Source organism: Bradyrhizobium ottawaense, from assembly GCF_900099825.1.
Taxonomy (GTDB): domain Bacteria; phylum Pseudomonadota; class Alphaproteobacteria; order Rhizobiales; family Xanthobacteraceae; genus Bradyrhizobium; species Bradyrhizobium ottawaense_A.
This window is the reverse complement of record NZ_LT629693.1, coordinates 1,319,478-1,338,653: the sequence shown is the minus strand read 5'-3', so window position 1 is coordinate 1,338,653 and position 19,176 is coordinate 1,319,478. Positions and strand designations below refer to the sequence as shown.

The 19,176-nt window shown below is 63.6% G+C and carries 19 protein-coding genes; 5 read left to right on the top strand and 14 right to left on the bottom strand.

Features of this window, described 5'->3' with window-relative positions; all coding sequences use genetic code 11:
* Positions 1-4: 4 nt before the first annotated feature.
* The 10 genes from BLR13_RS06370 to BLR13_RS06325 all read right to left on the bottom strand — a co-directional run bounded on the left by BLR13_RS06370 (position 5) and on the right by BLR13_RS06325 (position 11,877).
* A complete protein-coding gene (locus BLR13_RS06370) occupies positions 5-946 on the bottom strand; it encodes an ABC transporter permease (RefSeq protein ID WP_074826374.1) in 942 nt (313 codons plus the stop codon).
* Positions 947-976: 30 nt separating this feature from the next.
* Complete coding sequence (locus tag BLR13_RS06365) at positions 977-2,488, bottom strand: ABC transporter substrate-binding protein (RefSeq protein WP_074826376.1); 1,512 nt, start codon at positions 2,486-2,488, stop codon at positions 977-979.
* Between the two features lie 23 nt (positions 2,489-2,511).
* Positions 2,512-3,621: an ABC transporter ATP-binding protein gene (locus BLR13_RS06360; protein ID WP_074826379.1), complete on the bottom strand. Its 1,110-nt coding sequence runs from the start codon at positions 3,619-3,621 to the stop codon at positions 2,512-2,514.
* Positions 3,618-4,607, bottom strand: coding sequence for an ABC transporter ATP-binding protein (locus tag BLR13_RS06355; RefSeq protein ID WP_074826384.1), 990 nt, complete (start codon positions 4,605-4,607; stop codon positions 3,618-3,620). Before BLR13_RS06355 ends, BLR13_RS06360 begins: the two co-directional genes overlap by 4 nt.
* Positions 4,604-5,314 carry a DUF1028 domain-containing protein gene (locus BLR13_RS06350; RefSeq protein WP_074826387.1) on the bottom strand — a complete coding sequence of 237 codons (711 nt, stop codon included), beginning with the start codon at positions 5,312-5,314 and terminating at the stop codon, positions 4,604-4,606. Before BLR13_RS06350 ends, BLR13_RS06355 begins: the two co-directional genes overlap by 4 nt.
* A 33-nt stretch (positions 5,315-5,347) precedes the next feature.
* On the bottom strand, positions 5,348-7,153 hold the full coding sequence (locus tag BLR13_RS06345; protein WP_074826391.1) for a gamma-glutamyltransferase family protein: 1,806 nt from the start codon (positions 7,151-7,153) through the stop codon (positions 5,348-5,350).
* 114 nt (positions 7,154-7,267) lie between these two features.
* On the bottom strand, positions 7,268-8,290 hold the full coding sequence (locus BLR13_RS06340; protein ID WP_244525109.1) for a 2Fe-2S iron-sulfur cluster-binding protein: 1,023 nt from the start codon (positions 8,288-8,290) through the stop codon (positions 7,268-7,270).
* The gene (locus BLR13_RS06335; RefSeq protein WP_074826394.1) at positions 8,290-8,769 is read right to left on the bottom strand and encodes a GlcG/HbpS family heme-binding protein; all 480 of its coding nucleotides are present in this window, start codon (positions 8,767-8,769) and stop codon (positions 8,290-8,292) included. The genes BLR13_RS06340 and BLR13_RS06335 overlap by 1 nt, the downstream gene beginning before the upstream one ends.
* 57 nt (positions 8,770-8,826) lie before the next feature.
* Positions 8,827-10,323 carry an aldehyde dehydrogenase family protein gene (locus tag BLR13_RS06330; protein WP_197679523.1) on the bottom strand — a complete coding sequence of 499 codons (1,497 nt, stop codon included), beginning with the start codon at positions 10,321-10,323 and terminating at the stop codon, positions 8,827-8,829.
* Between the two features lie 15 nt (positions 10,324-10,338).
* Positions 10,339-11,877 (bottom strand): hypothetical protein, encoded by a 1,539-nt coding sequence (locus BLR13_RS06325; RefSeq protein ID WP_074826397.1) that lies wholly within the window; start codon positions 11,875-11,877, stop codon positions 10,339-10,341.
* Positions 11,878-12,236: 359 nt separating this feature from the next.
* Here BLR13_RS06325 and BLR13_RS06320 point away from each other — a divergent pair, with 359 nt between their 5' ends.
* The 5 genes from BLR13_RS06320 to BLR13_RS06300 all read left to right on the top strand — a co-directional run bounded on the left by BLR13_RS06320 (position 12,237) and on the right by BLR13_RS06300 (position 15,134).
* Positions 12,237-13,007, top strand: coding sequence for a TenA family transcriptional regulator (locus BLR13_RS06320; protein WP_074826401.1), 771 nt, complete (start codon positions 12,237-12,239; stop codon positions 13,005-13,007).
* A gap of 4 nt (positions 13,008-13,011) precedes the next feature.
* Positions 13,012-13,386, top strand: coding sequence for a 2Fe-2S iron-sulfur cluster-binding protein (locus tag BLR13_RS06315; protein ID WP_074826404.1), 375 nt, complete (start codon positions 13,012-13,014; stop codon positions 13,384-13,386).
* Complete coding sequence (locus BLR13_RS06310; RefSeq protein WP_244525108.1) at positions 13,383-13,697, top strand: ferredoxin; 315 nt, start codon at positions 13,383-13,385, stop codon at positions 13,695-13,697. Before BLR13_RS06315 ends, BLR13_RS06310 begins: the two co-directional genes overlap by 4 nt.
* Before the next feature lie 17 nt (positions 13,698-13,714).
* The gene (locus BLR13_RS06305; RefSeq protein ID WP_074826410.1) at positions 13,715-14,080 is read left to right on the top strand and encodes a 2Fe-2S iron-sulfur cluster-binding protein; all 366 of its coding nucleotides are present in this window, start codon (positions 13,715-13,717) and stop codon (positions 14,078-14,080) included.
* Between the two features lie 181 nt (positions 14,081-14,261).
* Entirely contained in the window at positions 14,262-15,134 is an 873-nt protein-coding gene (locus BLR13_RS06300) for a GntR family transcriptional regulator (protein WP_074826411.1), read from the top strand.
* A gap of 78 nt (positions 15,135-15,212) precedes the next feature.
* Here the strand turns inward: BLR13_RS06300 and BLR13_RS06295 are convergent, their stop codons facing one another.
* From BLR13_RS06295 to BLR13_RS06280, 4 genes are read right to left on the bottom strand one after another with little or no spacing between them, the layout of a single operon-like run.
* Positions 15,213-16,214, bottom strand: a complete 1,002-nt coding sequence (locus BLR13_RS06295) for an ABC transporter ATP-binding protein (protein WP_074826416.1) — start codon at positions 16,212-16,214, stop codon at positions 15,213-15,215.
* Positions 16,211-17,209: an ABC transporter ATP-binding protein gene (locus BLR13_RS06290; protein WP_074826418.1), complete on the bottom strand. Its 999-nt coding sequence runs from the start codon at positions 17,207-17,209 to the stop codon at positions 16,211-16,213. Before BLR13_RS06290 ends, BLR13_RS06295 begins: the two co-directional genes overlap by 4 nt.
* Complete coding sequence (locus BLR13_RS06285) at positions 17,206-18,177, bottom strand: ABC transporter permease (RefSeq protein WP_074826420.1); 972 nt, start codon at positions 18,175-18,177, stop codon at positions 17,206-17,208. Before BLR13_RS06285 ends, BLR13_RS06290 begins: the two co-directional genes overlap by 4 nt.
* A 10-nt stretch (positions 18,178-18,187) precedes the next feature.
* On the bottom strand, positions 18,188-19,168 hold the full coding sequence (locus tag BLR13_RS06280; protein ID WP_074826423.1) for an ABC transporter permease: 981 nt from the start codon (positions 19,166-19,168) through the stop codon (positions 18,188-18,190).
* Positions 19,169-19,176 lie beyond the last annotated feature (8 nt).

The following is a 19,176-nucleotide window of genomic DNA, read 5'->3' as shown; positions in this document are numbered from 1 at the left end:
CGCGTTACGCCCTCAGCCGGGGATTGACCAGGATATAGGCGATGTCGGCAATCAGGTTCAGCGTGATGTAGATCGTTGCCGTCGTCAGCACGACGCCCTGCACCACGGCATAATCGCGGTTGAATACGGCATCGACGATCAGCTTGCCGAAGCCTGGAATCGAGAAAATCTGTTCGGTCAGCACCCCGCCCGACAGCAGTGTGCCGAGTTCGAGCGCGCCGAGCGTGATGACCGGCGTCAGCGCGTTGCGCATGGCGTGTTTGAGGATCACCGAGCGTTCGGAAAGCCCCTTGGCGCGCGCGGTGCGGACGTAATCGCTTTCCAGCACCTGCAGCATGGCGCTGCGGGTATGGCGCATCAGGACCGCAGCGATGGCATTGCCGAGCACGAAAGCCGGCATGATAGTGGAGGCGAGGCTGGCGCGCCAGTTCTCGGTGAGCGGGACATAGCCGGATGCCGGCAGCCAGCCGAGTTCGATCGAGAACAGGAAGATCAGCATGATCCCGAGCCAGAAGTTCGGCGTCGAGATGCCCCACAGCGCAAACAGGTTGGCGCCATAGTCCCACGCCGTGCCCTTCTTGACCGCCGAGACGATGCCGGCGGGAATGCCGATCAGGAACGCGATCACGATCGCCATCGAGGCCAGTTGCATCGTTACCGGCAGTTTTTGCGCGATCAGCGCGCGTACCGGCATCTTGTTGCGCAGCGACTCGCCGAAATCGCCCGACAGCACGCCCTTGACCCAGTAGACGTATTGCACCGGGATCGGCTGATCGAGTTTGTATTGCTGGCGGATTTGCGCGATCACGGCGGGATCGCGTTCTTCGCCGGCCATGACCAGCGCCGGGTCGCCCGGTAGCAGATGCTGCAGCGAGAAGATCAACAACGAGACAAAGAACAGCGTCGGAACCAGCTGGATGACGCGGCGCGCAAGGAAATTCAGCATGGTGCTATCGCATCCCCAGCGTTGCAGTGGTCACTTCAGCTTCAACCCGACGACGCGGACGAGCCCGTCCGGCATTTGCGTGTAGCCTTCGAGCTTGGTGGTGTGCGCAATAATGATGCGGCGATGGTAGAGGTAAAGGATGGCTTCGTCGTCCAGTTCCAGTTTGGTCAGCTTTTCGTAGAGCGCCATGCGCTGCGCCATGTCGGTGACCAGCCGCGCGTCATCTAGTGCCTTGTCGGCGCCCGCATTGCTCCAGGCGCTGTAGTTCTGCGGCGCGTCCGTGTGCAGGAAGATGTAGGCATTGCCGTCCGGGTCGATCCGCCCGCTCCAAGCCAGCATGAAGGCCTGGTACTCGCCGGCCTCCGCCTGTTTCAGCGAGGTCGCGAATTCGGTGACCCTGATCTTCAGGTCGAAGCCGGTTTCCGCCGCCATCGACTGCATCACCTGGGCGACCGCTTCGGTCTCGGCGCCCTTCGGCACCATGAAATCGACGCTGACCGGCGGCGTGACGCCGGCTTCCTTCAGCAGCGCCTTGGCTTTCGCAACGTCGCGCGGCCGAATTGGAAACGCCTTCTGGTAATAGGGGTGATCCGGGTTGACCCACTGATTGCCCGGCTTGAATTCGCCGTTGAACACGACCTGGTTGATGGCTTCACGGTCGATCGAGAGATCGAGCGCCTGCCGCACCTTGGCGGACTGGCTCAGCGGTCCTTTGGCCTTGTCCTTGCCGATGTTCAGCGTGATGCCCTGGTAGCCGAGCTCGATCGCGGTCGAAAGTTTCAGCCTTGTGTCGGCGCGAACCTCCTTGAGGTCGGTCGCGAGCACGCGCTCGATCAGATCGAGCCCGCCGGATTTCAGGTTGGCGAGCCGCACCGTGGCGTCGACGATCGGCAGGAACACGACCTTGTCGATGAAGATCTTGTCCTTGTTCCAATAGTCGGCGAATTTTTCGAACACGATGCGGTCCTGCTGGACGCGCTCGACGAACTTGTAGGGTCCGGCGCAGACCGGATGCAATCCGAACTTGTCGCCTTCGGCTTTTGCGGCCTTGGGCGACACCATCATGCCCGCCCGATCGGTCAGTTGCGCGATCAGCGGCGAATAGGGCGCCTTCAACACCAGCCTGATGGTGAGGGGATCAACCACCTCGACATAGTCGACGCTGGCGAGCTCCGGCTTGCGGAACGAGCCCGGCATGGTGATGTGGCGCTCGATCGAAAACTTGGCGGCTTCGGCGTCGAAGGCTTCGCCGTCGTGGAACGTGACGCCGGGGCGGAGCTTGATCGTCACGGCTTTGCCGTCGGATGAAGTCTCGTGGCTCAACGCGAGCTGCGGCACGATGTTGAGTTTTTCATCGATGTCGAACAGCTTGTCGCAGAAAGCCGCGAACACGATGCGGCCGACATAGGTGCGCGCCATGGTCGGATCGAGCACATCAGGATCTTCGGCGAGCCCGATGCGCAGCGTGGACTGGGCCTGAACGCTCGTCTCGAACGACAGCAGCAGCGCCGCCGCGGTGACTGCCAAACGCAGGATTTTCATTGTTGCTATCCCCATCTCCACGATTACACCACTGCCGGCTGTGTTCCTGATTGATCAACCCCGGTGCGGGCCACACCTTCCGCACCGCCGCTGAAGGCGGCGACCAATTTTTCCAGCGTCGGCGAAAAGCCGCCGTCGGCCGGCACGATGTTTTCGGGCGGTGGCAGCTCCGCCGTGCGGTGACAGGCGGTAGCGTGTCCGGAGGCATCGGCGAGCAATGGGGGAACCTCGGCGCGACAGCGTGCGATGGCGTAGGGGCAGCGGGTGTGAAAGCGGCAGCCGGAGGGTGGATTGAGCGCGCTCGGCATCTCGCCTTCCAGCACGATGCGGCTGCGTTTGGCCGGCGGCCTCGGCACCGGGATCGCCGACAACAGCGCGCGGCTATAGGGATGCTTTGGCGCGGCGAACAGCGCCTGCGCTTCCGCCGTCTCGACGATGGTTCCGAGATTCATCACCGCGACCCGGTCGGCAATGTGCTTCACTACGGCGAGATCGTGGCTGACAAAGATATAGGCTAGGCCAAGCCGGTCCTGCAGGTCGCGCAACAGGTTGAGGATTTGCGAGCGGATCGAGACGTCGAGCGCCGATACCGGTTCGTCGCAGATGATCAGTTTCGGTTCCACCGCCAGTGCCCGGGCGATGGCGATACGCTGACGCTGGCCGCCGGAAAATTCATGCGGATAGCGGCGCGCGAATCGTGGCTCGAGGCCGACCAGCCGCAACAGTTGCTCGACCCGTTCGCGCCGGCGCGGGGAGGGCACCAGGTCGTGCAGCGCCAGCGGCTCGGTCAGGATCTGGCTGACCGTCATGCGCGGGTTGAGCGAGGCATACGGATCCTGAAAGATGATCTGTGCGTCGCGCCGAAAGGCCCGCAACGCCGTGGCGTCCAGCGTGCCGAGGTCGCGGCCCTCGAAACGGACGCTGCCTGCATCCGCCTCGATCAGCCGCAGCACCAATCGGCTGACGGTGGACTTGCCGCAGCCGGATTCGCCAACCAGCGCCAGCGTCTTGCCGGCTTCGACGGTGAAGCTGACGCCGTCGACCGCCTTGACGTGAGCGGTGGGGCGGCCGAACACCGAACGCGCGGCGACGAAATGTTTGACCAGGCCTTCGACTTCCAGGAGCGCTGTCATGATACCAGCCTCTCCAGCGGCGCCCGGATGCAGCGCGAGGCGTGGCCGTCGCTCACCATCGCCAGCGGCGGCGGGGCGGCGATGCAGGCCGCGACGACGAAGGGGCAACGTGCGGCGAAGCGGCATCCGGCTGGCGGGTTGGCCATGTTCGGCACCATGCCCTCGATCGTTGCCAGATGCGAGGTGCGGCGGTCGAGCCGCGGGATCGAGCCGAGCAGGCCGACCGTGTAGGGATGTTGCGGGTTGGCGAACAGCTCATTCACCGACGCCCGTTCGACGATCTCGCCGGCATACATCACCGCGACCTCGTCGCAGACTTCGGCGACGACGCCGAGGTCGTGGGTGATCAGGATGATCGCGGCACCGCTTGCCGCCTTCAATTCGCGCATCAGGTCGAGGATCTGCGCCTGCAAGGTGACATCGAGGGCCGTAGTCGGTTCGTCGGCGATCAGCAGGCGGGGATCGCAGGCCAGCGCCATCGCGATCATCACGCGCTGACGCATGCCGCCGGACAGCTTGTGCGGATAGTCGTCGATCCGCTTGTCGGGCGAGGGGATATGGACGCGGCGCAGCAGTTCGATCGCGCGCTCGCGCGCCTGGCGCTTGGAGCCGCCACGATGGCGCAAAATCGTCTCGATGATCTGGTCGCCGATCGTAAAACTCGGATTGAGCGACGTCATCGGCTCCTGAAAGATCATCGCCAGGCGATTTCCCCTGAGGTCGCGCAGGGTCTGGTCGGGCACGTCGAGCAGGTCGAAGCCATCGAAGCGGATCGAGCCCGAGACCTCGGCCGAGTGCTTTGACAACAGTCCCATGATGGCAAGCGACGTCACGCTCTTGCCGCAGCCGGACTCGCCGACCAGTCCAAGCGTGGCACCATTGGCGACGCTGAGGTCGACGCTGTCGACCGCATGGGTCGTACGGCCGTCGTCGCCATGGAAGACGACGCGCAGGCCCTCGATTTCGATCAGCGGGCCTGCCGTCATGCCTTGCCCGCGGTGGCCGCTTCGACGCTTGCGTCGATTTTCGCGCGGTCGGTGATTCCGGCCGGGTTCTTTCGCGTCGGCAGAAAGGGGCGGAAATGCACCCAGCGCTCGCGGCTGACTTGCTCGAGCCGTTCGAGTTCGGCCAGCGGATCGGCGTGGTCGTCGACGCGCAGGTCGAGATCGGACCACTCCTCCTCGCCGTGGATCAACAGCGCCGCCGACTGCTTGCCGCGCTTGTCGCCGCCGGCGGCCTCGCCGGCCTTTAAGGCTGCGATCAGCCGCTGCGCAAAGGGAAGGCTGGCGTTGGCGACAAGCGCCTTTGCAGTGTCGTCGAGTACGGATGCGCCCGCCAGCATGTTGCCGGCGATAGAGAAGCCGTCGCCCTGAACATGGCCGCACCAGTCGACGCATTCGCGGCCGGTAAAGGCGGCAATACGGCCGTTGGCATCCATGATGTGCAGTTGCCGGCTCTCGCGGCCGGCATCGGCGGCGATCAGCGTTTCGACGATCGCGCGGGGCTCGCGTCCCTCACGCAACAATGCGAGACCATCAATGCCGTAATAGGGATTGACCAGCGCCTGCGTCGCGACGCCGCCGATGCCGGCCGCGATATGCGGCACACGGGCGCCGACCGCGAAAAACTTGGTCGCAACCGCGATACCGAACTGGCCGGTCAGGGAATCGCGGGCGATGATCGACCAGGTCATGTTCGGCAAACCATCTCTAAGCCGCCCTGCCTTTTATCGTCCCGCCGCGTAACCCTGCATGCCCCTCGGATTGGCGGCGGCGCGGCGGCGGCGGCCAATTTTGGAGGCGGCGGTAAGGCGGCCCTCCGACCAGTCGGGGCCGACCTCGACGATATGGCCGCGGTCCTTCAGGGTATCGATCGTCGGCTTCGGCACGCGGTTTTCAACGACGAGCACGCCGGGGCGCGAGGTGCGCGGCCAGAACGAGATCGGGAAATGTTCGGAGTGCCAGGCCGGCGCGTCGATCGCTTCCTGCAGGTTCAGCTTGGCGTGGACATGGCGCAGGAAGAACTGCGTGGTCCATTGGTCCTGCTGATCGCCGCCGGGCGAACCCCAGGCCATGTAGGGCTCGCCGTCGCGGTAGCACATGGTCGGCGAGAGCGTGGTGCGCGGACGCTTGCCCGGCGCCAGCGCCGCGGGGTGACCCTCCTCCAGCCAGAACATCTGGGCGCGGCTGCCGAGGCAGAAGCCGAGTTCGGGAATGACCGGCGAGGATTGCAGCCAGCCGCCGGACGGCGTCGCCGAGATCATGTTGCCGGCCCGGTCGATAATGTCGAAATGCACGGTGTCGCCGCGCACTTCGCCGAAGCGGCCGACGGTCGGCTCGCCCGCGCCCATGGCGCCAACGGCCTCGCGATGCCCCTCCGCGCGGCGCATCTTGACCACCGAGCCAAAGCCCTCGACCGAACCGGGCAGGAAATCGAGCGAGGCCTTGTCCCGCGAGATCAGCTTGCGGCGCTCGTCGTTATAGGCGTCCGACAGCAGCGTCGTGATCGGAATGTCGGTGAAGTCAGGATCACCGTAGAATTTCTCGCGGTCGGCGAATGCAAGCTTGGCGCATTCGATCTGCAGATGGATGAAGTCGGGTCCGGCGGGATCGAGCCCGTCGAGTTCGAATCCCTTCAACAGCGCGAGCTGTTGCAGCATCACCGGGCCCTGGCTCCAGACGCCCGGCTTGCAGACGGTATAGCGGCCGTAGTCGTAGGTGAGGGGCGCTTCAATGGTCGGCTGCCAGCGCGCCATGTCGTCGGCCGAGAGCACGCCCTTATGCGGCGAGCCGGAAACGTCCATAACTTCCTGCGTGCGGCAGAACTTGTCGATGGCTTCCGCCACAAAGCCGTGCGACCAGGATTTCCGCGCGCGCTCGATCTGCGCCACGCGATCGGAGCCGGCGCTCTCGGCTTCCTTCAGGATACGGGCGTAGGTTTCCGAGAGCTGCTTGTTGGTGAAGAGCGTGCCGGGCTTCGGCACCTCATTGTTCGGCAGATACACCGCGGCCGAGGTGGGCCAATGCTTCTTGAACAGTTTTTCGACGATCTGGATCGTCGCCGCCGCGCGCTCGACCAGCGGGTAACCGTCGCGGGCGTAGGCGATCGCGGGTTCCAGCACGTCGCGCAAACGCATCGTGCCGTAATCGCGCAGCAGCATCATCCAGGATTCGAACGTCCCGGGCACGCAGGCCGCCAGAAGACCGGTGCCCGGCACCATCTCCAGCCCCTCGCTCTTGTAATGGGCGATGGTCGCCTTCGCCGGCGCCGGGCCCTGGCCGCAGATCACTTCGGTGCGGCCGCGTTTGGTATCATGCACAATGATCGGAACGTCGCCGCCGGGGCCGTTGAGATGCGGCTCGACCACCTGCAGCGTAAAGGCGGTGGCGACACCGGCGTCGAAGGCGTTGCCGCCCTTTTCCAGGATGCCCATGCCGACCGCGGTCGCGATCCAGTGGGTCGAGGTGACCACGCCGAACGTGCCTTCGATTTCCGGCCGGGTTGTGAACGGATCGGGATTGATGTTGCCCATGGGAGTCCAATTTTGCGCTGGTATTCGGTGCGGCCGCACTTGATCACAGCCGGCGCTGGATGCCAACCCGTGGTATGCCACGCATTGCTCCCATCCGCGTGATCATGCCAAGGATCACGCTTGGACGGGTCGTGCGCGTTGGTGGCTGAAGCCTTCGCTGTAAATGTGCTCCATTGAGGCGCGCCGGTCGATGAAAGCCAGTTTGGCGTCGATGATCATCGCGGGCGACCCGCACAAATAAATAGCATGTTCCGAGAGGTCGTCAAAATCAGCGGTAACGGCGTGCTGCACGTGACCCCTGCGCCCCTCCCAAGCTGCATCGGCGCGGGACAGCACCGGCACGAAATTGAACTCGAATAACCGTCTGCCCCATGTCCGGATCTCGTCGAACAGAAACAGGTCAGCGGCCGTGCGCCCGCCCCAGTACAGGCTGACGGGCGGACAATCCGGATTATCCATCAGCGATTCCAGGATGGCCTTGATCGGCGCGATCCCCGTGCCGGTGGCAACCATCAGCAGCGGCCGGTCGTCCTCGGCACGGAGGTGGAAGGTGCCAAGCGGCAGCTCGACCTCCAATTTGTCGCCGGCCTGCACCCGTTGCAGCATGCCCTGGGTGAACGATCCACCTTCGATCTGCCGGATCTGAAAATCGACCCGATTGTCACAGGGGATCGACGCCATCGAGAAGCTGCGTGTGGTTCCGTCAGGCAACATGACGTTCATGTACTGCCCCGGCCGGTAGTCCAGGAAAGCAGCTGCCGGGACTTCCAGCACAAGATGCGTGACCAGGGCGCTGACCGGTCGAACGGCCGTCACCACGGCGTGGTGGCGCGCCGCCGGCGGCATCTCAGTCAGGCCGCGCGCCGGTTCGATGACCAGATCGCCGGCGGGCATCGCCTGGCAGGCGAGGGCGTAACCCCGGCTTTCCTCGTCCGGTGTCAGCGCCAGCGGGAACTCGGCATAGCTGACCGAACCTTCGACCAGCCTGATGCGGCAGGTGCCGCAGCCCCCGAGTCTGCAGTCGTGCGGCAGGTTGACATTGGCACGCAGCGCCGCGTCGAGGATGGTTTCGTCCGGGGTCGCCTCGAACGCCCGCTCTGTCCCGGCCACCTGCACCCGATAGACCATGCGGTCCATCACATCTTGATGTCGGCCAGAACCAGCACCCGATGGTTCTTCGGCGCCAGCAGTTCCTGTAGAGCCTGAAGCGCGGCCAGGCCGCAGGCGATATCCTGCTCGCCATTGCCGCCGCTGAGGCCGACCCCGCCAACGACTTCGTCGTCGACCACGATCGGAAAGCCGCCAACGAAAACGGCGAACCTGCCCTCGAAGCTCCACTGGATGCCGAACGCCTCGTTACCGGGAAGCGCCGGCCCGTTCGGCGACTGATTGAACAGATGGGTCGATCGCCGGTGGCCCGCCGCCGTGAAGGCCTTGTTCCAGGCGATCTGCGGTCCAGTCACCCTGGCGCGATCCATTCGCTCCAGCGCCAACGGATAGCCGCCTTCATCGGCGACGCAGACCGTCTCCAGCACGCCGATCTCCTTGGATTTGCGGATGGCAGCGGCAACCATGTGACGCGCCTCCTCGAGTTCCAGCTTGAATGCAGCTCTCATGTCCTTGTCCCGGTGTTCGAATTGTAGGTGTCGACGGATGGTTCGAGCCGTCGTCGATCAGCAGCCGCGATAGACCGTCTTGATTTGCGTGTAGAACTCTAGGCCGGCGCGACCCGACTCGCGAAAGGCCGACGTGCTGGAGCGCTTGAGCCCACCGAACGGCGCATTGATCAGATTGCCGGTCGTGGTGCGGTTGATCTTGACGGTTCCCGACTCGATGTCGTTCGCGAAGTCATGAATGTAACGCGGATTGCGCGTCGCGATCGCAGCCGACAGGCCGTATTCGGTATCGTTGGCTTTCGCGATCGCATCCGCGTAGCTCGTCACCTCGATGAGGGCGATCACTGGTCCGAATATCTCCTCGCGCGCGATCCGCATGTCCTGGGTGACATCGGTAAAAATCGCGGGCGATACGTAATAGCCGCGGCCGTAAGCCGGACCGCTCAGGCGTTCGCCGCCGCACAGCAACGTCGCCTCGCGCTTGCCGATCTCGATGTAACGCAGCACGGTTTCCAGTTGGCGCGCCGTAGCCAGTGGACCGATATCGTTTCCGGCAACAAGACCGCTCCCGATCTTCAGCGCCTTCACCCTGGCCACGAACTTGTCGGTGAACGCCGCCTTGACCTGTTGCATTACCAGCACACGGCTGGTCCCGGTGCAGGCTTGTCCGCTCAGCGACAGGCCGCCCTTGATGGTCAGGTCCACGGCCTTGTCGAGATCCGCATCCTCCATCACGATCAGCGGATTCTTGCCGCCGAGCTCCATCTGGGTGCGTGTGGTGAAGCCGACCGAGCGGTGAATCTGTTCGCCGGCCGAGGTAGATCCCGTGAAGGATATAGCGCGTACGACCGGCGGCACGGTGATCGCCGGGCCGACATCGGCGGCGCGCCCGGTGACAAAATTGAGCACACCCTTGGGAATTCCTGCGGCGACGAAGGCTTCCGTGAGGCGATAGCCGCTCAGCGGCGCGTCGGACGACGGCTTGAATACGACGGTGTTGCCGGCGATCAGCGCCGGCGCGATTTTTCGCGCCGCGATGGATACCGGAAAGTTCCACGGCGTGATGACCGACACCACACCCAGCGGCTCGCGCTGGGTGTAGACGACCATGTCGGCATCGTCATTGGGGAAGGTCTCGCCCGCGAACGACTGACCTTCGACGGCATAGAATCGCAGCGTTTGCGCCGAGCGCAGGATCTCGTCCTTGCTCAGATTGAGCGCCTTGCCTTGCTCCCGCGTCAACTCCTCCGCGAATCGATCAACATGCGTCTCCAGATAGCTGGCGGCGCCATTGAGGATCCTTGCCCGCACGGTGATCGGGGTCTTTTTCCAGCTCGCGCAGGCAGCCGCCGCCGCGCGCACGGCCACTTCGGCGTCTGCCGCCGAAGAGGCGGGGAATTGGCCGACGATGTCGGACGTATCGGCGGGATTGACGTCGTCGAAATACGCGCCGGTCCGGCCCGCTACCCATTCGCCATCGATATAGTTTTTGAACTTTTCGATTCCGTCGCGCACCGGCGCAGCGCGCGCCATCGATACTGCCGCGTCATTCATGACCTTTACCCTTCGCTAGTTCCACAACATCACAGCGCACAATGTCGATACGCCAAGTCCGGTCAGCACCGGCACGAGCACCGAATTCACGATCTGGAACACCGGCACGCGCGCGAACCCGGCGACCGCGATCAGCGACGACCACGCAATCAGCGTGCCGCCGCCGGTCCATACCGCTCCCATTTGGCCCACCGCGGCCAGCGTCGCGGGGTGGAGCCCGGCGCCGGGTGCCAGCGCGCCGGACAGCGAGCCGGTCAGCGGCAGGCCGGCAAAGCCGGAGCCGTCGATTCCCGTGATCATGCCAACCACCAGGACGCCGAACGCCACCAGGAAGTGGTTGTTGGGAATCCAGCCTTGGGCGCTCTGAATCAGTTCGAACAGGAGGCTCGGGGCCTGCGCGGCCGGCACGTTGAGAATCGAAGCCGCAAGATCGCCGCCAGCGCCGAGGAAGAAGAAGCCCGCGATCGGCAGCACCGACCCCATGGCACGGAAAGCAAAAACGAAACCCTCCGTGACATGGTCGGCGCTGGTGTCCATCGCCTTGCGCAGCCCGTCGGTGGCGAATGCCGCGCACACCATCAGCAATGCCGCGACACCGCCGACCAGCGCGGCGGCTTCGCCACCCTTCAGATCGTGGCCGTAGCCGAGCTTGGACATCATCATCAGCACGATGACACAGAGGAAGGCCAGCGGCGTCGCGATGGCAAAGAACTTCGACCATCCGATCCGCTTCCGGCCGATCATCGAGAGCTCTTTGGAAACCTGCGCATCGCTGACCAGCGGCTCCTGGCTGGTGCCGCGCGCGATCTCGGCCTTGTCGAAGGTTCCTTCGGCCTCGATCCGGGCCAGGTCGCCGTTGCTCGATTGCGCCTGCCATCGATCGAGCAGGGAATTGCTGGGCGGCACGATCGACTTGCGGATCGAGAGGTAGGCCAGCAACAGGGCGATCGAACCGGTGATCAGCGACAGCACCAGGGCCCGGTCGGCCACCATTGCCGCACTCACCGCTGCGCCCGCGGCCTTCGCGCTGATGCCGGGTGCCACGCCGATCACGTAATCGGACGACAGCGCCATGCCCTGGCCGGCGATGGCGATCGCCATCGCGCCGGCGAGCGGCGGCAGGCCGGCGGCGATCGCGGCCGGCAGCAGCACCGCCGACACCAGCGGCACCGCGGGCGTAGGCCAGAAGAACAGGGAAATCACATAGGTGATCGCGGCGAGCACAAAGTATGCGGCATGACCGTTTTTCATGACCGCGCGAAACGGTTCGACCATCCGGATGTCCGAACGCAGCACCTTCAGGGCATTCAACAGCGCCGTCATCAGCGCGATCACGAGGAATATGTTGAAGAGCTCCTTTGCCGCCGTGAAGCTCGCGTTGAAGACGCTGCCAACAGCCGTCACCGGGCTATGCGACCAGGCCAGCGCCACCAGAAGGGTCGCGACGATGGACGGCACGACGACATTGGCGCGCAAGATCATGGTCACGACGATGATGGCGACCCCGGCGAGATAGACCCAGTGCGCCGCGCCGATGGTGATGTGACTTGTCATGGCTCCCCCCAGAGACCGGCAAAAGCGGATGATTACCGCGATATCGTTTCAATGATGTGCAGAATTGTATACTGTATTCCAAAATGCAATAGAAAACTGCGGATTTCGATTCGGATTGTGTGGTCATGCCTTCGACCCAGGGCAATCGCGCAGTGATCCATTGCCTAAGAAATAGTCGATTTTTCTAGGAATCTCAGCTACATTTGCTCCACCGAGGTTTGCTCGCACAGGCAAAAGGGCAGGGCCCATCCGCCGTCTTGACTCGCTCCTAGAATTGTATACAATATTCAATCATAAGCCTTGAAGCCAGACGAGGCGCAGCAGCCAATTCGCCATAAAGGCACAAAGGGAGAGCGAAGATGCCCGAATTGATGAACCATGTGGAATTCCGCACCGCCCTCGAGAATGCGATCAAGGGTAAAAGCGCCAACAAGGCGCCGTTCAGCATCGCCTGGGCCGCCGGAAAACTCAGCCGCGCCCATCTGGCGAGGTGGGCCGAGAACCACTTCCACTACGTCGGACCGTTCGCGGACTACCTTGCCTATATCTATGCACGGATGCCGGATCGTTACACCGAAGCAAAGGATTTCCTGCTCGCCAATATGTACGAGGAGGAGATCGGCGGCGACCGCCATACCGACCTGCTGATTCGCTTCGCCGAAGCCTGCGGCACCACGCGCGAGCGGGTGATCGATCCCGACAACATGACCGCTACGACGCGCGGCCTGCAGAGCTGGTGCTATTCCGTTGCCATGCGCGAGGATCCGATCGTCGCGGTCGCCGGCCTGGTCGTCGGGCTGGAGTCGCAGGTGCCGTCGATCTATCGCAAGCAGACCCCGACGCTGCGCGAGAAGTACAAGTTCAGCGACGAAGAGGTCGAGTTCTTCGATCTCCACATCGTGTCCGACGAAATCCATGGCGAGCGCGGCTATCAGATCGTTCTCGAACATGCCAACACCGTTGAACTGCAGCAGCGATGCCTGAAGATCTGCGAAGTCGGCGCGCAGATGCGGTTGCTCTACACCACGGCGCTGTATTGGGACTATGTCGCGCAGGAGGTGCCGATGAGCGAACTCGAGGCCGTCGAGCGCAAGGTCCCGCAGGACGAGCGTCGATTGCTGCAGGCGTAACCAGGTGCCGACTGTCATTCTTCATCGCGACGGCCACGCCTACCAGGGCGAGATTGCCGAGAACACCAATCTGGTGGTCCGGGCCGGCATCAAGCAGTTTCCCTTTCCGCATCTGCGCTACGGATGCGGGATGGGGAAATGCGCGAAATGTGCCTGCCGCGTTCTCAAGGGTGCAGAGCAGCTGCCGGTGCCGAACTGGAAGGAACGGAAGCAGCTCGGCCCCCGGCTGGACGATGGCTACCGCCTGATTTGCCAGTTGTGGCTCAATCACGATGTCGAGTTGGCGCAGGACAAGAACCCGATCGAGCCCTGGTCGGCAGTGTCGGCGTCGGCTGTGTCGGCCGTCGTTCCGCAAGGCGCCGGCAGCAAGGAGGAATGAGCATGTATGTCATCCTGACGAGCAAGCCTGGACAGTTCAGAACTGAAGCTGTCGACGGGCTGCGGCCTCTGGAGGCTTACGACTACAGGTTCTACGGGCACATCAAGGCGCATTTCGTGATCGCGGAGCTGCTTGAAGAGAAGATCAAAATCCGCGTGGTCGAGGACGACACCGCCATCGTCAACGAGGTGCCTTCAAAATTCCTCGAAAAATTCGAGACCACGGCGCAGGCGCTTAAGGAGCTCGAGCACCTGACGACATTCGGTCACATGGATACCGAGCTGCGCAAGATGCCGCTGTCAGCAAGCTGAACCCTTCCGGTCGCGACATGATTCAAGTCACATTCCTGACCAACGGTGGCAAAGTGGCCAGCGCTCCGGCCGACAGCAATCTGCTGCGGGTTTCGCTGCGGGAGCAGGGCGGCATCCCCTTCAAGTGCGGCGGCGGCTTATGCGGCACCTGCAAATGCAGGATCGAGGCCGGGCTTGAACACACCGATGCCGTCAAGCCCAAGGAACGCAAGCATCTGACCGAAGAACAGTTCAAGGCGGGGTACCGAATGGCTTGCCAGACGTTCCTGCACGGCGACGTCAGCGTGTCCTGGGTGCCATTGGCTGAACGCGGCGCGGCTGTTCCGCGTGCCGAGCCGGCAGCGGCGATGACGACGTCGGCGCAGGACAAGCCGGAGCCGTGAGCATGACGGCCGGCTCACACACGAGCTGGTTTCGGGCAACGGGATGGCAAATCAATGCGATTCCGGTAGAATGGCTGCAGGCAGCCTGCCTTGGTGCAAGCATCAGGCGATCGACATTTCAGCGCGTTGATCATCATATTCCTGCAGGTTTGCCGATCGGTTCTTGAGATAGGTTAACGACATGGCGCTCACCACTGGACTCCCGAAGCGTCGGCTTGGCGAGGACCATTCCTCGCTTCATGACCGGGTCGTCACCGAGCTTCGTCAGGCGATTTTGTCCGGACGATTGAAACCGGGCGAACGGTTAGTCGAGGGTCGGCTGGCCGACGAACTGGGCGTATCCCGCAACCCTGTGCGCGAGGCGATTCGTGCGTTGGCATCCGAGGGCCTGATCGAAGTCACCGCGCGACGCGGGGCGGCGGTTGCGACGATGACGGAGCAGGAAGCGCGCGAGACCATCGAAGTACGTGCGCTGCTCGAGGGGCACAATGCCAGACTGGCGGCACGCCGTCAGGACAAACTGATCATCAAGCGTATCGAGACCGTCTTGAACAAGGGCACGGCGGCCGTCACGGCCAGGCGGTTCGAGCAGCTGTTCGATCTAAACCAGCAGTTTCATCGCGAACTCGCCGCGGCAGGACAGAACACGGTCCTTGGGGATATCATGCAGAAATTGCGGGAAAGAACCGCGATGCTGTTCTCGCCGATGAATCCGGCCCGGCAAGCGCGCAATTGGAACGAACACGCGGCAATATTGCGGGCCATTATCGAGGGCGACGAGCGCGCGGCCGCGACGCTGGCTTCCGAACACGTGATGCGTGCCGGCATGGACTTTCTGGTCGGGCTCCATGCGGAAGGTGAGATTCCGCTTTTCCCGCTGGCCGAAACTGGAGGCAGCAGCCGCGAAGTGTCGCAAGCGCCTTCGCTTGCGCTCGGTGCGTCGCAGCAAGAACTGTCTGCGGGCCACAAGCGCACCGCTGGCAAGGGGCGCCCGACGAGCCGCAAGCCAAATTCCGCCGACAAGGCAAAGGCTGGAATACGAGGGGCATCGTGATCGCGTCAGGCTTTGCGATCGGCACCGATGCTAGCTGCGACCGCAGCGCTCGCGCCGCTCGTACGATACGCGATTAAATCATGCCGGGACGGGGATGGCGGCCGGGTTGTTGACGGCGTGGCAGGCCACACCGCCGATCAGCGCGGGCGCTTCCTTGCGGCACAGATCGAACGCCAGCGGGCAGCGCGGGTTGAACGCGCATCCGGGCGGCGGATCGATCGGATTGGGGATCTCGCCCTGGACCGGAATCCGCTGCCGGCCGGACATCGCCAGATCTGGAACCGCGCCCAGCAGCATCCTTGTGTAGGGCATCCGCGGATTGGCGAACAATTCGCGCCCTTCCGCGATCTCGACGATACGGCCGAGATACATCACGCCGATCCGGGTCGCCATGTGGCGCACCACGGCGAGGTTATGGCTGATGAAGAGGTAGGTCAGGCCGAACTTGTCCTGCAGGTCGCGCATCAGATTGAGGATCTGCGCCTGCACGGAAACATCCAGTGCCGAGGTCGGCTCGTCGCAGACGATAAACTCGGCCTCGGATGCCAATGCCCGCGCAATCGCGATCCGCTGGCGCTGGCCGCCGGAAAATTCATGTGGAAATTTCAGGCCGTCGTCGGGATGCAGGCCGACCAGGCCCAGCAATTCGCCGACGCGGGCGGCGATGTCGCGCTCGCCCTGGATCAGGTCGAAGGCGCGGATCGGCTCGGACACGATGGCGTCGACCCGAAAGCGCGGATTGAGGCTGGCATAGGGATCCTGAAAGATCATCTGGATGCGGCGGCGCAGGCGCTGCTGTACCTGCGCCTGCCTGGTGCTGGTCATCGACACGCCGTCGATGACGACTTCGCCGGAACTCGGCGGCAGCAGGCCGACGACCATCCGCGCCACCGTGGTTTTTCCGGATCCGGATTCGCCGACCAGCGCGAAGGTCTCGCCCTTCTTGATGTCGAAGGTGACGCCGTCGACGGCTTTGAGGAATTCGAGATGGCCGCCTTCCAGCACGCGGTTGAGCCACGGTTTCGAGACGTCGAACACGCGGCGCAGGTTCTTCACGTCGACGAAGGGCGCCGCACTCATGCCGCAGTCTCCTTCGCGGCTTCATGGGGCGCGGTATCGTAGAGATGGCAGGCAACCGACTGCGTGCCGTGCAGCAGCGGTTCCGGCCGGTCGACGCGACAGCGGTCGAAGGCGAACGCACAGCGCGGATTGAACGAGCAGCCCGGCGGGATCGCCGACAGCCGCGGCATCGAGCCCGGAATCTGCACCAGCCGCTTGTCCTCGCCCGCCAGTGTCGGGATCGCGCCCATCAGGCCCTTGGCATAGGGGTGCAGCGGATTCTGCACGACATCCCTGACCGGGCCGATCTCGGCGATCCGGCCCGAATACATCACGGCAACCCGGTCGGAAGTCTCGGCGATCACGCCCATGTCATGGGTGACCAGCATCACGGCGGTGCCGTGATCGCGCCCGAGTCGCTTGATCAGTGAAATGATCTGCGCCTGGACCGACACATCGAGCGCGGTGGTCGGCTCGTCGGCGATGATCAGTTCCGGTTCGGCGCAGATCGCGAGCGCGATGACGACGCGCTGGCGCATGCCGCCGGAGAATTCGTGCGGATAGGCGTCGATGCGCTTTTCCGGGGCCGGGATTCCGACCTCCGCCAGCAGATCGATGGCGCGCTTGCGCGCGGCAGTCTCCGTGAGACTGGTATGGGTGCGAATGGTCTCGACGATCTGGTCGCCGATCCTGTAGAGCGGATTGAGACTGGTCAGCGGATCCTGGAAGATCGTGCCGATCCGTTTTCCCCGGATGCGGCGGATTTCTTCCGGCGGCAGGTGATCGATCCGCATGCCCGACAGATAGATCTCGCCGCCACTGATCCGGCCCGGCGGATCGATCAGCCCGATTACCGCTAGTCCGGTGACCGACTTGCCGGCACCGGATTCGCCGACCACCCCGAGCACCTCGCCCTTGGCGATATCGAAGGAAACGCCGTCGATCGCGCGCAAGGTCGCGCGGCGGGTGAGGAATTCCACCTGGAGGTTACGCACGGAAAGAATAGGAGTTGTCATCGGAGCTTCGGATTGAGCGCGTCGCGCAGCCAGTCGCCCAGCAGGTTGATGGAGAGGATCAGCCCCGCCAGCGCAAGGCCGGGAAAGGCAACGATCCACCATTCGCCCGCGAACAGATAATTGTTGCCGATCCGGATCAGGGTGCCGAGCGAGGGCATCGTGTCGGGCATCCCGGCGCCGAGGAACGACAGCGTCGCTTCGGTGATGATCGCGAGCCCGAGGTTGATGGTGGCGATCACCAGGATCGGCCCCATCGTGTTCGGCAGCACGTGCCGCAGCATGATCTTCGAGGCGGGAAGCCCGATCAATTGCGCGGCGGCGACATAGTCCTTGCTCTTCTCGACCATGACCGAGCCGCGGACGGTGCGGGCATATTGCACCCAGAAACTCAGTCCGATCGCGAACACCAGCACCGCCAGCGTGCTCATGGCGTCGAGCCGGTTGCCGAACACGGATTTGGCGACGCCGTTGACGAGTAGTGCGATCAGGATCGCGGGAAAGGTCAGCTGCACGTCGGCGATGCGCATGATCAGCCCATCGACCGCGCCGCCGACATAGCCCGCGACCAGCCCGAGCGTGACGCCGAGCACACCGGCGAACAACATGCCGAGCACGCCGACGACGAGCGAAACCCGCAAGCCGTAGAGAATGGCCGAGAACACGTCGCGGCCCTGTTCGTCGGTGCCGAGCAGGAACGGCGACTGGCCGTCCGCGGTCCACAGCGGCGAGATCCGCGAATTCATCAATTGCAACTGCGCGGGGTCGAACGGGTTCTGCACCGAGAGTTGCGATGCAAACAGCGCCAGCAGGAAAAACAGTGCGGTTACGGCGGCCGCCACCATCGTCATTTTGGAACGGCGGAACGAATAGAACACGTCGCTGTCGAGCGTGCGCTTCAGCCAGCCGGTGCCGAAGCGTGCTGCTTGCGCGTTCGGCTTGGCGGGATGGGGGACCACGGCGTCGGACATGGTGTTCTCTCTATGTCGGACGGCTGAGGGTCGAGCGCAGGCGCGGATCGACGACGGTGTAGAGGATATCGACCACCAGATTGATGGTGACGTAAATCAACGACACCATCAGCAGGTAGGCCGCCATGATCGGGATATCGACATTTTGCACGGCCTGCACGAACAACAATCCCATACCGGGCCACTGGAACACGGTTTCGGTGATGATCGCAAAAGCAATTACCGAGCCAAACTGCAATCCGGCGACGGTGATGACGGGAACCAGCGTGTTCTTGAGCGCGTGGCCGAAATGGATGGCGCGTGTGGTCAGGCCGCGGGCGCGGGCAAACCGGATGTAATCGGTACGGAGCACTTCGAGCATTTCGGCGCGCACCAGACGCATGATCAGGGTCATCTGGAACAGGCCGAGCGTGATCGAGGGCAGGATCAGCGCCTTGAGGCCGGAAAGCGTGAGCAGGCCGGTGGTCCACCAGCCGATCCGCACCACGTCGCCGCGGCCGAACGACGGCAGCCAGCCCAGCGTTACCGAGAACAGATAGATCAGCAGGATGCCGATCAGGAACGTCGGCAGCGATATTCCGATCAGCGAGACCGCCTGGAATATTCTGGTCAGCACAGTGTCGCGCCGCAATGCCGAGTAGACCCCCATCAGGATGCCGAACAGCATCGCGAGAAACGTGGCGCAGACCGCGAGCTCCAGCGTGGCCGGCATCCGTTCCATCAACAGGTTCGCCACCGGCTGGCGGAATTGATAGGACACCCCGAACTTGAATTGCGCGGCATTGGCAAAATAACGGACGAATTGCACCGGTACGGGATCATCGAGGCCAAGCGATTGGCGCACCGCCGCGCGTTCCGCGGCCGATGTGTCGATCGAGACGATCTGGTTGACCGGATCGCCGGCGAAACGGAACATCGAGAACGAGATAATTCCGACCGCAATCATGACGCCGATGGCCTGTATGGCGCGGCGAAGAGTGAAAGCGAGCATGGTTTCCT

Excerpts from the sequence above, each read along its gene's own strand:
- BLR13_RS06370 (WP_074826374.1), bottom strand. The coding sequence starts at position 946 with ATGCTGAATTTCCTTGCGCGCCGCGTCATCCAGCTGGTTCCGACGCTG.
- BLR13_RS06365 (WP_074826376.1), bottom strand. The coding sequence starts at position 2,488 with ATGAAAATCCTGCGTTTGGCAGTCACCGCGGCGGCGCTGCTGCTGTCG.
- BLR13_RS06360 (WP_074826379.1), bottom strand. The coding sequence starts at position 3,621 with ATGACAGCGCTCCTGGAAGTCGAAGGCCTGGTCAAACATTTCGTCGCC.
- BLR13_RS06355 (WP_074826384.1), bottom strand. The coding sequence starts at position 4,607 with ATGACGGCAGGCCCGCTGATCGAAATCGAGGGCCTGCGCGTCGTCTTC.
- BLR13_RS06350 (WP_074826387.1), bottom strand. The coding sequence starts at position 5,314 with ATGACCTGGTCGATCATCGCCCGCGATTCCCTGACCGGCCAGTTCGGT.
- BLR13_RS06345 (WP_074826391.1), bottom strand. The coding sequence starts at position 7,153 with ATGGGCAACATCAATCCCGATCCGTTCACAACCCGGCCGGAAATCGAA.
- BLR13_RS06340 (WP_244525109.1), bottom strand. The coding sequence starts at position 8,290 with ATGGACCGCATGGTCTATCGGGTGCAGGTGGCCGGGACAGAGCGGGCG.
- BLR13_RS06335 (WP_074826394.1), bottom strand. The coding sequence starts at position 8,769 with ATGAGAGCTGCATTCAAGCTGGAACTCGAGGAGGCGCGTCACATGGTT.
- BLR13_RS06330 (WP_197679523.1), bottom strand. The coding sequence starts at position 10,323 with ATGAATGACGCGGCAGTATCGATGGCGCGCGCTGCGCCGGTGCGCGAC.
- BLR13_RS06325 (WP_074826397.1), bottom strand. The coding sequence starts at position 11,877 with ATGACAAGTCACATCACCATCGGCGCGGCGCACTGGGTCTATCTCGCC.
- BLR13_RS06320 (WP_074826401.1), top strand. The coding sequence starts at position 12,237 with ATGCCCGAATTGATGAACCATGTGGAATTCCGCACCGCCCTCGAGAAT.
- BLR13_RS06310 (WP_244525108.1), top strand. The coding sequence starts at position 13,383 with ATGAGCATGTATGTCATCCTGACGAGCAAGCCTGGACAGTTCAGAACT.
- BLR13_RS06305 (WP_074826410.1), top strand. The coding sequence starts at position 13,715 with ATGATTCAAGTCACATTCCTGACCAACGGTGGCAAAGTGGCCAGCGCT.
- BLR13_RS06300 (WP_074826411.1), top strand. The coding sequence starts at position 14,262 with ATGGCGCTCACCACTGGACTCCCGAAGCGTCGGCTTGGCGAGGACCAT.
- BLR13_RS06295 (WP_074826416.1), bottom strand. The coding sequence starts at position 16,214 with ATGAGTGCGGCGCCCTTCGTCGACGTGAAGAACCTGCGCCGCGTGTTC.
- BLR13_RS06290 (WP_074826418.1), bottom strand. The coding sequence starts at position 17,209 with ATGACAACTCCTATTCTTTCCGTGCGTAACCTCCAGGTGGAATTCCTC.
- BLR13_RS06285 (WP_074826420.1), bottom strand. The coding sequence starts at position 18,177 with ATGTCCGACGCCGTGGTCCCCCATCCCGCCAAGCCGAACGCGCAAGCA.
- BLR13_RS06280 (WP_074826423.1), bottom strand. The coding sequence starts at position 19,168 with ATGCTCGCTTTCACTCTTCGCCGCGCCATACAGGCCATCGGCGTCATG.